The sequence below is a fragment of the Embleya sp. NPDC050493 genome (assembly GCF_044458105.1).
GTDB lineage: Bacteria > Actinomycetota > Actinomycetes > Streptomycetales > Streptomycetaceae > Embleya.
Window position 1 is genome coordinate 48,923 of record NZ_JBITHP010000011.1, and the last position, 14,295, is coordinate 63,217.

The 14,295-nt window shown below is 72.1% G+C and carries 14 protein-coding genes; 5 read left to right on the plus strand and 9 right to left on the minus strand.

The window, feature by feature from the left end:
- Positions 1-174 precede the first annotated feature (174 nt).
- Positions 175-618 carry an ATP-binding protein gene (locus ACIBM5_RS22030; RefSeq protein WP_396008402.1) on the plus strand — a complete coding sequence of 148 codons (444 nt, stop codon included), beginning with the start codon at positions 175-177 and terminating at the stop codon, positions 616-618.
- A gap of 107 nt (positions 619-725) precedes the next feature.
- Here the strand turns inward: ACIBM5_RS22030 and ACIBM5_RS22035 are convergent, their stop codons facing one another.
- Positions 726-1,688 (minus strand): alpha/beta hydrolase, encoded by a 963-nt coding sequence (locus tag ACIBM5_RS22035; protein ID WP_396008404.1) that lies wholly within the window; start codon positions 1,686-1,688, stop codon positions 726-728.
- A 205-nt stretch (positions 1,689-1,893) separates the two neighbouring features.
- Between ACIBM5_RS22035 and ACIBM5_RS22040 the strand changes: the two genes are divergently transcribed.
- Entirely contained in the window at positions 1,894-3,060 is a 1,167-nt protein-coding gene (locus ACIBM5_RS22040) for a Rieske 2Fe-2S domain-containing protein (RefSeq protein ID WP_396008405.1), read from the plus strand.
- A 441-nt stretch (positions 3,061-3,501) separates the two neighbouring features.
- Positions 3,502-5,037: a PQQ-binding-like beta-propeller repeat protein gene (locus tag ACIBM5_RS22045; RefSeq protein ID WP_396008406.1), complete on the plus strand. Its 1,536-nt coding sequence runs from the start codon at positions 3,502-3,504 to the stop codon at positions 5,035-5,037.
- Here ACIBM5_RS22045 and ACIBM5_RS22050 read toward each other — a convergent pair.
- From ACIBM5_RS22050 to ACIBM5_RS22080, 7 genes are all read right to left on the minus strand, one after another.
- Entirely contained in the window at positions 4,953-5,756 is an 804-nt protein-coding gene (locus tag ACIBM5_RS22050) for an urease accessory protein UreD (protein ID WP_396008407.1), read from the minus strand. The genes ACIBM5_RS22045 and ACIBM5_RS22050 overlap by 85 nt on opposite strands.
- Complete coding sequence (ureG, locus tag ACIBM5_RS22055; protein ID WP_396008408.1) at positions 5,753-6,562, minus strand: urease accessory protein UreG; 810 nt, start codon at positions 6,560-6,562, stop codon at positions 5,753-5,755. Before ureG ends, ACIBM5_RS22050 begins: the two co-directional genes overlap by 4 nt.
- Positions 6,552-7,241: an urease accessory protein UreF gene (locus ACIBM5_RS22060; protein WP_391584794.1), complete on the minus strand. Its 690-nt coding sequence runs from the start codon at positions 7,239-7,241 to the stop codon at positions 6,552-6,554. The genes ureG and ACIBM5_RS22060 overlap by 11 nt, the downstream gene beginning before the upstream one ends.
- A 126-nt stretch (positions 7,242-7,367) precedes the next feature.
- A complete protein-coding gene (locus ACIBM5_RS22065) occupies positions 7,368-9,089 on the minus strand; it encodes an urease subunit alpha (RefSeq protein WP_396008409.1) in 1,722 nt (573 codons plus the stop codon).
- Complete coding sequence (locus ACIBM5_RS22070) at positions 9,086-9,415, minus strand: urease subunit beta (RefSeq protein WP_391584792.1); 330 nt, start codon at positions 9,413-9,415, stop codon at positions 9,086-9,088. Before ACIBM5_RS22070 ends, ACIBM5_RS22065 begins: the two co-directional genes overlap by 4 nt.
- 17 nt (positions 9,416-9,432) lie before the next feature.
- Positions 9,433-9,735: an urease subunit gamma gene (locus ACIBM5_RS22075; RefSeq protein ID WP_391584791.1), complete on the minus strand. Its 303-nt coding sequence runs from the start codon at positions 9,733-9,735 to the stop codon at positions 9,433-9,435.
- Positions 9,736-10,027: 292 nt separating this feature from the next.
- The gene (locus ACIBM5_RS22080) at positions 10,028-12,037 is read right to left on the minus strand and encodes a S9 family peptidase (RefSeq protein ID WP_396008410.1); all 2,010 of its coding nucleotides are present in this window, start codon (positions 12,035-12,037) and stop codon (positions 10,028-10,030) included.
- Positions 12,038-12,132: 95 nt separating this feature from the next.
- Between ACIBM5_RS22080 and arfB the strand changes: the two genes are divergently transcribed.
- Together arfB and ACIBM5_RS22090 are read left to right on the plus strand one after the other, a co-directional pair.
- Complete coding sequence (arfB, locus tag ACIBM5_RS22085; RefSeq protein WP_391584789.1) at positions 12,133-12,555, plus strand: alternative ribosome rescue aminoacyl-tRNA hydrolase ArfB; 423 nt, start codon at positions 12,133-12,135, stop codon at positions 12,553-12,555.
- 251 nt (positions 12,556-12,806) lie between these two features.
- The gene (locus ACIBM5_RS22090; RefSeq protein ID WP_391584788.1) at positions 12,807-13,310 is read left to right on the plus strand and encodes an ATP-binding protein; all 504 of its coding nucleotides are present in this window, start codon (positions 12,807-12,809) and stop codon (positions 13,308-13,310) included.
- Between the two features lie 12 nt (positions 13,311-13,322).
- Here the strand turns inward: ACIBM5_RS22090 and ACIBM5_RS22095 are convergent, their stop codons facing one another.
- Positions 13,323-14,195 carry a DUF1206 domain-containing protein gene (locus ACIBM5_RS22095; protein ID WP_396008411.1) on the minus strand — a complete coding sequence of 291 codons (873 nt, stop codon included), beginning with the start codon at positions 14,193-14,195 and terminating at the stop codon, positions 13,323-13,325.
- Positions 14,196-14,295: the final 100 nt, after the last annotated feature.

Genomic DNA, 14,295 nt, shown 5'->3' on the forward strand with positions numbered 1-14,295 from the left:
GCGGGTGGAAGTGTGGTTACTACCGGAAACTTCCCGTCGGTCCAAGAGTGGGAGTTGCACACTCATTCAGGACCGGGCACGCTCCATGCCGGCCATGACTTACTGTTGTCCACGGGTCGCTCCGGGTGCATGCCCCGGGTGGTGCGACCCCCTGCCGCACGTCCGGAGGTCGACATGCCGGTGATGGCGGAGGACGTCCGTCACTATTGCGTTCAGCTCGCCGCCTCGACCCTGGGGGTCGGCCGAGTCCGCCGGGCCACCGGCAAGGTCCTGCACGACTGGGGCCTGGCCGAGTTGGTCGACGTCGCGGAGGTACTGCTGACCGAACTGCTCACCAACGTGCTCGTCCACGTCGGGCCCGGAGCCTGGCACGCGCTGACCCTGCTGCACGACGGCGACCTGCTGCGGGTGGAGGTGCGCGACTCGTCACCGCGCATGCCGGTCGCCCGGGTCGGCGAGTGGGACGAGGAGTCGGGGCGGGGCCTACGGATGATCGAGGGCCTGGCGCACGCGTGGGGTGCCGATCGTCTCCCGCCGGGCAAGGTGGTCTGGTTCACCCTGCCGGACACCGTGTGCCCGACCCGCCGCGAACGACTCCGGGTGACCGACGCGGTGTGAGCGACGCGGTGTGACCGCCTTCGTGCGAACCACACCGGGTGACCGGACCCCGTGCACGGTGACATCGGGTGCCCGAACTCCGCGGCACCCGCGGACCCGGCGGGCCGTCAGCCGCCGGACGGCCGGGCCGCCGCCGATCCGGCGGAGGCCGGGCCGCTTCCGCCCGGGCAGCCTCCGTGCGGCTCGCCTCCGTGCGCACCGGCGTCCGCGGCCTCCGCGAGCAGGCATTCCTCGGCGAAGGCCAGCACGCGCAGGTGATACGCGCGTGCGGCGTGATGCAGGCTGATGTTGTGCCCGACACCGCGTTGCACATGGGTCTCCACCCACCGCGCGCCGACGAGCAACTCGCGTGCCTCGGCCGGCACTTCGGGACCGGCCGGTTGGGATCTCTCGAACTCCGCCACGGTCCAGTGCACCGGCGACACCACCCGCGCCAACACCCCGGGCAGGGTGTACGGGCTCTGTCGCACGTCGACGAACTCGGCCATCGGCACCGGGGCCGCCACCCGGCCGGCCCGGGTGAGCAGGGCCGGATCGTAGGAGCCGGCCGGCCCGAAGAAGGTGTCCGGCGTGCCGCCGCCCGCCGACGGCACGAACGCACCCTCGGTGGGGACCGTGGCGAACTCGGCCAGCCGCTCGGGGGTGTACCGCAGCGGCGCACCGCCGACCGCGACCCCGAGCAGGTCCCGGCCGCGCTTGTCGGCCGCCATCCGCAACGCCACGAGCGCGCCCATCGAGTGCGCCGCGAGGAATACCGGCAGCGGACCCGACCCGTCCGGCTCGGCCCCGACCGCGGCCTCGCCGAGTTCGTCGAGCAGCGCGAACAGCACGTCCACCTGCGCGTCCAGACCCTGTCGCTCCCGGGCCAGGCCCCCGGACGCGCCGTAGCCGGGTCGGTCGATCGCCAGGACCGTCCAACCGAGCGCCGCGCCCAGCAGGAGCAGCGAGCCCTCGGCCGCGCCGTCGCGGTGCCAGTAGGCGGCGCGCGAGCCGCCGCCGTGGATCGCGAGCAGCAGTCCGCGCGCGCGTACGCCGGGTTCGGGGCGGGCGAGCAGACCCGACAGGGTCATGCCCGCGATGTCATAGCCAACGTTCTCGACCCGGCCGGGCATGGTGCTGACCTCCACGTGCGATTGCCCACTGATGAGACCACATCGCCCCGCGGGTCATTGACGGGGTATCGACCCCGGCCAACAATGTAACGGTGTAACAGAGGCGTGGTCGGAGTACTGAATCTCCCCATTCCGGACATCTCCCAGACATCGGAGTCACTCCTTGAAGCACCAGGACGTGGTCGCCACCGGGCGACGCATCATCGAGCACATCACCAACCGCACGCTCGACCTGGGCACGGCGCCCGCCGTCCTGGACGGCTCGTGCTTCACCGATCCGCAACGGCATGCCCACGAGCGCGAGGTGCTGTTCCGCCGCACCCCGCAGGTGATCGGCTGGGCCGGCGAGGTGGCCGAGCCGGGCGACTTCATCGCGCGCGACGTGGACGGCGTACCGGTCCTGGTGACCCGGGACCGGGACGGCGAACTGCACGCGTTCCTGGACGCGTGCACGCACCGGGGCATGCAGGTCAGCCGGGACGCCCCGGAGACGGCGGGTCTGTCCGGCACGGGCTGTGGCAGCGCGCAACGTTTTCGCTGCGGCTATCACGGCTGGACGTTCGGCAACGACGGCGAACTGACCGGGCTGCCCTCGCGTCCGCAGTTCCCGGGCATCGACCCGGCGAAGTTCGGCCTGCGTGCGCTGCCGGTCGCGCTGTCCGCCGGCCTGGTCGTCGTCGGGTTGCGCCCGGACGTCGAGGTCGCCGGCGCGCTGGACGAACTGGAGGACGCCTACGCGGGTTTCCCGTACCAGCGCACGCGTGCGGTGGTCAGCGAACGGTTCGACCTGGCCTGCAACTGGAAGCTCTCGGTCGACATCAACGTCGAGGCGTACCACGTGCCGTTCCTGCACACCGCGACGATCAACGGCATCGTGCTCAACCACGGCATCGTCGACACGTGGGGCCCGCACACCCGGTTCGCCGTCCCGATCGTGGGTTTCGAGCAACTCGCCGAGGTGCCCGAGGAGTCCTGGCCCGCGCGGCTGCCGATGGTCAACGTGCAGACCGTGCTGCCGTCCACCGTGCTGATCGAGAGCCCACTGAGCACCACGATGTTGCGGATCTACCCGGGCGACCGGCCGAACCGCTCGATCGTGCACATGACCGAGGGCACCTGGGAGCCGCTGGACGAGAGCAGCATCGCCATGGCCCGGGCCAACCACGAGACCAACAAGCGGGTGCTGGTGACCGAGGACTTCCCCGGCGCCGAGTCGTGTCAGCGCGGCTTCGACGCGGGTCTGCCGAGCATGGTCGCGGGCATGGGCGAGTCGGCGGTCGCGCACTGGCACCGGGTGTGGGACGAGGCACTCGCCTCGGCGGGGTACTGAGCGCCCCGCCGGCGGCCGCGGACGGCGGGGCGGGCGGGTCCGGTCCGCGGCCGGGTTATGATCGTCCTGCTCGCGAAACGCTGTGCGGTTCGCGAAGGAGGCGCCTTTGGCCGGGCGCCTCCTTTTCTTTGCCCGGATCCGGTCGCGCTCCTTGCCCGGGTCCCGTCGCGTCTGCCCCGTCCGGGTCCGGTCCGGCCCGGTGACCGAGCCGGTCGCGCACCGGTGTGGACCCGGGTCCGTTCCGCCCGGTGTGGACCCGGGCCGGGCCGAAGGCCGTGTCCCGGGCACCGCCGCGGCCGTCCCGGGCGCCTCGGACATCCCTCCCGTACCGCCCGGAGGAACCGTTTCCGGATCGTATTTCCGCGCTCTATCCGTGCCGCCGCCCAAGTCCTACTCTGCTCTCCAGCAAGCACGTCGACAGGTCCCGGAAGGGCGTGGGCGATGCCCGAAGTGCGGACGCTCGGTGAGGTGCTCGACCACGACGGCCCGCTTGCGGAGGGGCCGCTGCGCGAGGTCGCGGCGGGAATCGCCGACGCCCTCGCCCGAGTGCACGCGATCGGACTCGTGCACGGTCGGCTGGGCCCGGACCAGGTGCTGATCACCCCGTACGGGCCGCGGGTGACCGGTTTCGCGGGCCGCACCGACGCGGACGACGGCGGCGACCCCTCGGAGGACGTGTACGCGTTCGGCACGCTGATCACCCTCGCCGGCGGCGGCACGCCCTCCGCCGAGTTGAGCCCGCTGCTCCGGCGCTGCCTCGACCCCGACCCGGGGCAGCGCCCGACCGCGGTGGACGTCGATCGGGTGTTGACCCCGCGGGCGATGGTCCTGGTGCCGCCGGCCGCCCCCGTCGAGGAGGCCGCCGACGTGCCGCAGGCGGTCCGCGCCGAGGATCCGCCGACCGGTCGCGGGCTGACCCGGCGCCGGTTGCTGATCGCGGGCGGGTTCGCGGTCACCGCGGCGACGGTGACCTCGGCCGGCGTCGCCTTCGCCCGGTTCGCCGACCAGGGTCGGCCCCGGCCCAAGACGCGGTGGCGGCGTGCGGTGGAGGGTCGGGTGACCACGCTTCAGGTCTTCGACAACGTCGCGTACTGCACGACCACGGAGAACGTGGTCATGGCGCTGGGCACCGAGACCGGGGTCGCGCTGTGGACCGCGCGCACCGAATCGATGGTGTGGTCCGAGCCGGTGGTCTCCGGGACCGCCGTGTACCTGGGCTGTGTGGCCGGGCAACTCTGCGCGCTCGACCCGGGCAGCGGCGAACGCAGGTGGCAGCAGTACGCCGGCGATCAGATCCTCGGCGCACCGGTCGTGCTCGGCTCGTCCCTGGTGGTCGGCACCCGGGACGACCGGGTACTCGGCTTCGACATGACACAGGGCGCGCACCGGTGGGAGTGGTCCGAACCGCAGGCGCGCGGCGGGGTGATGCCGGCGGTCTTCGCACACAGCGCCGGCGACGCGGTGTACCTGACCTACAACGACGGCACGGTGAGTGCGATCGCGCCCGAGCGCAAGGAGCCCCGCTGGAGGATCCACCTCGCCTCGCCGATCACCCGCCCACCGCATGTGATCCGTGATCTGGTGTACGTGGTGACCGGGTTCACCCTGGTCGCGCTGAACAGCGCAACCGGCGACATCGTGTGGCGCTTCCGCGGCACGCCGGACCTGACCGCCCCGGTGGTGGCGGAGGACATCGTCTACACCACCGACGTCGGCACGCTGTACGCGCTGGACGCACGCAGCGGCGCGGAGCGCTGGCGACAGAGCACCGGCGCCAGTGTGCCCAGCCCGGTGGCCCTGGTGAACGGCACCGCCTACGCCGGCGGCACCGACGAACTGCACGCCTTCGACGCGGAGTCGGGCCGGCGGTACTGGACGCACGCGCTGCCGACCTACCTGACCGCGGCTCCCGCGGGCACCGACGAGGTGCTGTTGCTGGGCACGGCCGGCTCCGAACTGGTCGCCCTGGAAACCTGATCCGCCGGGATCGGCGCCGCCGCCAGGGCGCGCCGTGCGGCCATCGCGTCGCGCGCCGTCACGGTCACGAGTCGGCCGCCGCCGGCCGGATCGCACACCGCGCGCCCGGGGGCGCTCGGCAGCCGGTCGGGCGGGGCGGGCAGGGTCAGCCGGGAGGCCACCACCGTCCCGCCCGCGGTGCCGGCCGGACCGCGCCAACCCGGGTGCGCGGCAGGCCCGTAGGCGCTCTGCTGGCGCAGCACCGGGCGCCCGCCCACGACCACGTCCCAGCGCGAGCGCACGTCGCCGCAGGGCTCGCCGGCACGTCCCAGGACCAGCGCCTCCTGGACGAACAGGCGTGCGTCCGAGGCCGGTTCGGCCCTTAGGTGGGTATGGAAGGTGGCCCGCGCGGCCACCACGACCGGCTCCGGCAGCCACTCCAGCAGGCCGCCGGGTCCGATCACCAGGTCCACCCGCTGCCGGGCCGGGGTGCCGTCGCCGATCAGGATCACCGCCGCGGCGGCGGTGCGCACCCGCAGCCGCGCGCCGGCTCCCACCTCGACGCGCAGCATCAGATCGTCGCCGCCGATCGGTCCCGCCGCGCCGCCGACGAACACCACTTCGGCGGTGTCTCCCGGGACGGACACCTCGCGCGGCAGCAGCGGCACCTGTCCACGCAGCTCGGCCAACACCGTACGGCCGTGCCGAAGTTCCGCGCGGACCACGGCGGTTGCCCTCACCCGGCGGCCGATCCCACGGTCGGCGAGAGCGGGGCCGAGGCCGGGGCCGAGTCCGGGGCCGAGCCCGAAGCCGGGGCCGGACCCGTGACCGTGGCCGGCGCCGAGCCCGCGACCGGAACCGCGGTACCGGCCTGCCACGCGGCGATCTGGGCGAGCACCCATGCGGCGACCACATCCGCGCCCGGGCTCTCGCGCAGCGACAGGAAGGCCACGGGGGTGCCCGGCCGCATCCGGGCCGCGTCGCGGTCCATCACCGTCAGGTCGGCGCCGATCTGCGGGGCGATGTCGGTCTTGTTGATCACCAGCAGGTCGGAACGGGTCACCCCGGGGCCGCCCTTGCGCGGGACCTTGTCGCCGCCGGAGACGTCGATGACGAACATCTGCACGTCGGCCAGTCCTCGGCTGAAGGTCATGGTCAGGTTGTCGCCGCCGGATTCGATGATCACCAGGTCCAGGTCCGGATGTGCCGCCTCCAGGTCCTCGACCGCGTCCAGGTTGCCGCTGATGTCGTCGCGCACGGCGGTGTGCGGGCAACAACCGGTCTGCACGGCGGCGATCCGGTCGGCCGCCAACACCCCCGCGGCACGCAGGAAGTCGGCGTCCTCCGTGGTGTAGATGTCGTTGGTGACCACCGCGAGCGAGAAGCGGTCGGCGAGGACCCGGCACAGCGCGGCGACCAGCGCCGTCTTGCCGGATCCCACCGGCCCGCCGATGCCGATGCGCAGCGCTCGCGAGCCGGGCACGGCGGGCGCCGGCGAAGTGTGCGTGCGGGTACCGCCGTTGCCGGGGGTGTGGTCAAGATGCAAAGTGCACGACCTCCTCGTGGACATGCAGTTCGGCGCAGACGTCGAGTCCGACCGAGGACCAGCACGGCAACCGCTCCCAGTCGCCGTCGGCGAACACGGTGCGTGCCGCGTCGGCGGCCTCCGCGGCGACCTGATCGCAGTGCCCGGCCATTTCGGCGAGCACCACGGTGACCGAGATCGGGTCGAAGGACAGCAGTTTGACCGCCGCCGAGGCGGGCCCGTTGACCACGTTGGTGGCGGCGAGCACGGCCGCCTCGCGCTCGTCGAGCCGGGCCCGGGTGGCCGCGGCGCCGAGCACTATCGCGTGGTGCGGCGAAACGCCCAGCGCGGCCCAGGGTTCGGTGGGCCAGGCCGCCTTGGCCACCCGGCGCAGCGACCTGCCCTGTGCGCGCGAGGCGGCCCGGGCGGGCGCGGAGGCGGTCCGCGCGTCGAGTTCGGCGTCGAGCTCGGCCCAGGGGGCGACCTCGGGCATCGTGTACGGGCCCGCGGTCAGCGCGGCGACGGCGGCGAAGGCCGCCTGCACCGCGCCGGTGCCATAGAGCTTGCCGAGCAGGAATTCGGTGAGTGTGTCGAGGTCGTGCACCTCGCCCCGCAGGACGGCGTTCTCCAGGCCGCCCGAGTGCGCGTAGCCTCCGGCCGGCAGCCGGGAGTCCCCGAGGAGGAGAAGTCCAGCACCCATGAGTACCACCTCTTACTGGTCGTAACGTGTCGATGTCGGTCCTGGCCGGTCACCGCAGTCACAGTTCTACATCCTGACGGTGAGTCAGCTTGCACTGACCCTCCGTCAAGAAGCATTCATGCGCAATCAGAACAGGAAATAACGTTGCGCCATCGGCAGGGTTCCGGCCGGCGCCGCGACCACCTTCTCGCCGTCGACGCGCACCGAGAACGTCTCGGGATCGACCTCGATGTGCGGCATGGCGTCATTGAGCGGCATGGCCGACTTGCCCCTTCCCCGCACGTCACCGGTCGGCACGAGTCGGCGGTCGATGTTCAGCCGTCCCGCGAGTCCGTCCTCCAGCGCCGCCGGAGCCACGAAGTGCACCGAGGTGGCCGCGGCGGTCCGCGCCGCCGCGCCGAACATCGGCCTGGGCAGCACCGGTTGCGGCGTCGGAACGGAGGCGTTCGCGTCGCCCATCGCGGCCCACGCGATCGCCCCGCCCTTGACCACCAGATGCGGCCGGACACCGAAGAACTTCGGGTCCCACAGCACCAGGTCGGCGAGCTTGCCGACGGCGACCGAGCCGACCTCCTCGTCGAGGCCGTGGGCGACCGCCGGGCAGATCGTGTACTTGGCCACATACCGTCGGGCCCGCAGGTTGTCCGCGGCCCCGTCGCCGGGCAGCGCACCGCGCCGGACCTTGTTCACGTGCGCGGTCTGCCACGTGCGCAGCACGGTCTCGCCGACCCGGCCCATCGCCTGGCTGTCCGAGCCGATCATCGAGATGGCACCGAGGTCGTGCAGCACGTCCTCGGCGGCGATGGTCGAGGGCCGGATCCGCGATTCGGCGAAGGCGAGGTCCTCGGCGACGGCCGGATTCAGGTGGTGGCAGACCATCAGCATGTCGAGGTGTTCCTCGACCGTGTTGACGGTGTGCGGCCGGGTCGGATTGGTGGACGAGGGCAGGATGTTGGGCAGGCCCGCCACGGTGATGATGTCCGGCGCGTGTCCGCCGCCGGCGCCCTCGGTGTGGTAGGCGTGGATGGTGCGCCCGCCGATCGCGGCCAACGTGCTCTCCACGAACCCGGTCTCGTTCAGCGTGTCGCTGTGCAGCGCGACCTGGATGCCGGCCGCGTCCGCCACCCGCAGCGCGGCGTCGATCACGGCCGGGGTCGAGCCCCAGTCCTCGTGCAGCTTGAGACCGCCGGCGCCGGCCCGGATCTGCTCCCACATGGCCTCCTCGGACACGGTGTTGCCCTTGCCCAGGAGCACGAAGTTGATCGGCACCTCGTCCAGCGACTCCAGCATCCGGGCCAGGTGCCACGCACCGGGCGTGACGGTGGTCGCCTTGCTGCCCTCGGCCGGCCCGGTACCGCCGGCGACCATCGTGGTCACCCCGACGGACAGCGCCTCGGGAAACTGGGTCGGCGAGATCAGGTGCACGTGACAGTCGACGGCGCCGGCGGTCAGGATGCGTCCGTTGCCCGCGATGATCTCGGTCGACGGCCCGATCACCAGGTCCGGATGCACGCCATCCATGATGTCCGGATTACCGGCCTTGCCGATCCCACGGATCCGCCCGTCCCGGATACCGATGTCGGCCTTGACGATCCCCCAGTGGTCCAGGATCACCGCGCCGGTGATCACCGTGTCGGGGGCGCCCTCGGCGCGGGTGCGCGGCGACTGCCCCATCGACTCCCGAATCACCTTGCCGCCACCGAAGATCGCCTCGTCCCCGGCCGCCCCGTGCGGGCGGGTCAGATCCTCGGTGACCTCCACGAGCAGCTCGGTGTCCGCGAGCCTGATCCGATCCCCGGTGGTCGGCCCGTACAGCAACGCATACCGATGCCGATCGATGGTGGTCATCGCGCGCCCTCCCGGTCCGGATCGCCCCCGTGCCCGACCCGAAGCCCCGGCACCACGCGCGCACCGGCCAACGGCACCAACTCCACCTCACGGCCCACCCCCGGCTCGAACCGCACCGCCGTCCCCGCCGGCACATGCAGCCGATGCCCCCGGGCCGCCGCCCGATCGAACTCCAACGCATCGTTGGCCGCCGGGAAATGCAAATGCGACCCCACCTGCACGGGCCGATCCCCGGTGTTCACCACCACCAACGTCAACACCACCCGCCCGGGATTGAGCGGGATCTCCTCCTCGCCCAACAGAATCTCCCCGGGTACGACGGCCACGAGCGACCTGCGCGGCTTCACGGGATCGGCCGATGCACGGTCACCAGCTTGGTCCCGTCCGGAAAGGTGGCCTCGACCTGCACCTCACCCACCATCTCCGGGACACCCTCCATCACGTCGTCGCGCCCCAACACATGCCGCCCCGCCTCCTGAAGGTCCGCCACAGACCGCCCATCCCGAGCCCCTTCGAGCAGAAAGGAAGCCAACACCGCGGTCGCCTCGGGACAGTTGAGCCGAAGCCCTCTGGCTCTACGCCGCTGCGCCAGGTCAGCCGCATAGGACACCATCAACCGCTCCTGCTCATGCGGGGTCAGCAGCACGTCGCGCCCCTCCTCCGAGGTCGTACCGACTCGTTGCCCTCGAAGCCTGACCGCTTCGTGTTTCCCACCGAAACGGTGCATGTTAACGCGGTGTATCCAAACCCTCACGCATCGGCGACCGATGGGATCGACGGATAGGCCGACAAACACCGAGCGATCGGCGCCGCCACCGCATCGACGCGCTCGCGTCGCAGTCCGGGTCGCGACCCGGCGCGAGCACGACGAAACAGCCCCGCCCGGCCGGGATCCCTCGGCCGGGCGGGGCTGTTCGCGGATCCGCGCCGCAGTCGACTCAGAAACCGCCGCCCGGTGGCGCCTCGATCTCGTCCGCCGGGTCGAAGCCGAAGACCTTGCCGTAGAACCACAGTTCGGCTTCCAGGGCGCGGATGATGTTCTCCGACCGTCGGAAGCCGTGCTGCTCACCCTCGAACGCCAGGTAGACGTAGGGGAGTTGCTTCTCCTTCAGAGCGGCCACGATCAGCTCGGCCTGGGCCGGCGGGACCACCTCGTCCTCCAGTCCCTGGAAGACCGCGAGCGGACTGGACAGGTGCTCGGTGTGGTTGATCGGCGAGCGCGCCCGGTACACCGCCTCGGCCTCGGGGTAGGGGCCGACCAGGCGATCCAGGTAGCGCGATTCGAACTTGTGCGTGTGCCGGGCCAGCGCGGCGATGTCGGCGACGCCGAAGTGGCTCGCGCCGGCGGTGAAGTCGTCGCCCGCCACCAGTGCGGCCAGCGTGGTGTAGCCGCCCGCCGAGCCGCCGCGGATCGCCAGCTTGGCGCCGTCCACGACGCCGGTGTCGGCCAGGTGCCGGGCCACCGCCGTGCAGTCCTCGACGTCGACGATGCCCCACGCGTCGTACAGCAGGTTGCGGTATTCGCGGCCGTAGCCGGTGCTGCCGCCGTAGTTCACGTCCGCCACCGCGAAGCCCCGGCTGGTCCAGTACTGGATCCGCAGGTTGAGCACCGCGGGTGCCTGCGCGGTCGGGCCGCCGTGGATGGACACGATCAGCGGCGGCAGCGCGCCCTCGGGCGCCCGGACGTCCGGGTTCTTCGGCAGGTACAGCAGGGCGTGCGCGGTGCGGCCGGCCGCGGACTCGAACTCGATCGGCCGCGGTGCGCTGAACCACTCCGCGTCGAAGCCGAAGTCCCGGGCCGGACGCAGTCGTTCGATCTGCAACGCGGTCGCCGTGCCGGGCGCGAGCCGGACCCGGCGCGGCGCGTCCTCGTCGTCCGGGCCGCCGCCGACGAGCAGCACGCCGCCGGGCACCGCGGCCAGGTCGGACAACCAGGTCAGCCCGGTCTCCACCCGGGTGGGCGACTCCTCGGGCCGGGTCGGATCGACGATGCCCAGGTGGGCGAAGCCGCCGGAGTTGACCGAGCAGGCGATCCGGCCGTCGTCGAGGAAGGCGTAGAAGCGCTCGCCGAAGACCCACTGCGGGCCCCCGATCTCCGCCTCGACCGGCGCCACCGCCTCGACCTGACCTCCCGCACCGACCCGGTACAGGTTCCACCAGCCGGTGCGGTCCGACGCGAACCACAGCGCGCCGTCGGGTCCCCACTCGGGCTGGACCACCGACTCGCGCCCACCGCCGGCGACCGCCTGCGCGCCGGTCGGCCGCGGCCCCGCCTCGATCGCCGCCACCATCAATTCGGCGGCGTCCCACGGCATGTCCGGATGCGACCACTGGGTCCAGGCCAGCGCCGAGCCGTCCGCGGCCGGGCGCGGCGAGGACACGAAGTCCGGGCCGGTGACCAGGACCCGTTCGCCGCCGAGGCCGTCCAGCGGCAGCGCGACGATCTCGTTGACCGCCTCGCCGTGCGCCTTGACCGCGGCCGGCTCGTGGCTCTCGCGCACCGCGACCAGCCACTCCCCCGGCCCCCACTGCCCGGCCGGCACGATCGTGCAGTCGGCGTAGCGCAGGCCCGCCTCGGTCTCCGGCTCCGCGGTGATCGGCACCGGCGCCGCGTCGCCCGGCGCGAGCCGGTACAGCCGCTGGTCGGTCCAGTTCGCGAAGACCAGCACTCCCGCGCGAACCGTCCAGGCGGCACCGCCGTACTCGTGCACACGGGTGCGAGCCGAGAAGCCCTCCGGGAGCACGTCCTCGGGAGACCCGCCCGGCCGTAGTCGCACCAGCTGGACGCGCCCGCCCTCGGACGGTCGGCCCTCCGACCACCACACGTCCCGGCCGTCGGCTCGGATGTCGCCGGTATTCGCGGCCCCTTCCACCAAGCGCTCGGCCGTGATCGGCGAGGGCCAGGAACCGTATGTCTTCGTCGCGTCGGCGTTCATGTCGGCACTCATGACCCGATCCTCTCCATCCGGAGCCGGGAAAGCATCCGGCAGAGCCCTCGAAAACCGGGTCGACCCGAGCGGGTTGGACGCGGGATCATGTGCGTATGACGACAGATCTCGACATTCGCGGCGTGGTGATACCCGCCGCCGAGCTGTCGTGGCGGTTCTCGCGCTCCTCCGGACCGGGCGGGCAGTCGGTGAACACCACGGACAGCCGCGCCGAGGTGTCCTTCGACCTGGGCGCCAGCACGATGCTGCCCGACGTGCTCAAGGAGCGCGCCCTGCGCCGACTGGAAGGACGTCTGGTGGACGGCGTGCTCACCGTCGCCTCGTCCGAACAGCGCTCCCAACTGATGAACCGGCAGAGCGCGGTGCGCCGACTGGTCGACATCCTGGTCGAGGCCACCGCCCCGCCCCCGCCGCCGCGGCGGCCGACCAAGCCCTCACGCGGGATGCGCGAGCGCCGGCTGCGCAACAAGCACCATCGCGGTGAGATCAAACGACTGCGACGCTCGACCGGGGACTGATCCCGAGTCCGAACAGGGTCCGAACCGGACCCAAAGTCGAGATGAAGTGTCGCTTACCGAAGCATTACGGATCACACCCGGAAAACCGTGCCACAAGCACGATTCGCCATCGCACACTGCCAACGCCGGCAAGACCACCCGCGAAACGCAGCGAACGAAGCGAAGGACACCGGGATGCCCTCCCCCGCACGTGCAGCACACCCGCCCCAGCCGATGACCGTCCCGACCGCGTACCACTCGTCGAGTCATCCGTGACCGCCGTCGGGCGGGCCCGTGCCCGCGCTCGACACGACCGGCGTACCTCGACGGACCCCCGGCACGACACCGATCCCGACCATCGGCCCGGCCCCGTGTTCGTCCGCTGGACCATCGCGCCCACGGTCGCGGGCGTACCCGAGGTCCGACACCGCCTGCGCGACCTGTTACGCGCCTGGGGGGTGGCCGAGGAGATCGAGGAGACCCTGCTCCTGGTCGCCACCGAGTTGACCTCCAACGCGGTCCGACACGCCGCGATCCGCACCGAGCGGATCCGGATCACCGCCTCGCACAGCGGCTCCGAGATCCGTCTGGAGGTCGCCGACGACCACCCGTTCCGCCCGCACGCGCTCCTGGAGACCGGCCCCGAGGCCGAGGACGGCCGGGGGCTGATGATCGTCAAGCTCACGGTGGCCGAACTCGGCGGCCGCATCGACGTGCTGCCCGGCGGCACGGGCAAGAGCATCCGGGTCACCCTGCGCGCAGACGCCCGGGGATAGCCCGTCCCGGCCTCAGCGCACCCGCCGCCAACGCGCCTCGCAGAACGAATACAGCCCGAACACCACCAGGCCCAGCGCGATCACCACGAGCAGTGCGGGCCCCATCGGCGTGTCGGCGAACGAGCGCAGCGTCTCGTCGACGCCCTTGGCCCGCTTCGGGTCGAACTTCACCGCCGCCACCAGCACGAACACCCCGGCCGCGGCGAACACCACGCCTCGGCTGACGCCGCCGATCATCCCGAGCAGGTCCACCACCCGGCGCTGGAGCGGGCTCATCTCCCCCGTGTTCAGCTTCTCCCGGAACTTGCGCAGCGCGTATCGCACGGCCATCCCGATCCCGAACCCGATCAGCACCAGCCCGGCCAGGCCGACCAGGTACCGGCCGCCGGGCCAGTCCAATGCCTTGGCGGTGAGGTCCTTCGAGGTCTTGTTGCTGCTGCCGCCCTGGTCCTGGCCCTTCCCGCCGCCGGAGTCGCTCGCGGTGAGCGTACGGATCAGCGAGGCGACCACGAAGCCGTAGAAGATCGCCCGGCCCAGCGACATCAGCCGTTTGCCCACCTTGTCGCCGTCCGGCGCGGCCTGCCCGAACGCGGCCTCGACCAGCCGCCACAGACACATCCCGATCAGTGCGACGACCAGCACCCACAACATCGCCTCGCCGAACGGCTTGTTGCCGATCTCCTCGACGGCACCGCCGCGGTCGGCCTCCTGGTTCTTGTCGCCGAAGGCGATCTGCACCGCGATGGCACCGACGATGATGTACAGCAGCCCGCGCGCGGCAAGGCCCGCACGGGCAAGGCCGACCATCACCTTGCTGTCCGCGGCCTGCCGCCCCGCGGCCTTGGCCGCCCGACCCGATTCGGCCATGGAAGCTGACCCTGACATGTCGTATCCCCAATGCTTCCCGGAGCGCCTTTCGCGGCCGTGCCGTATGGCATCCGGCTGGGCTGACGTCTGCCCGGACCGGACGCGGGCAAACGGCAGG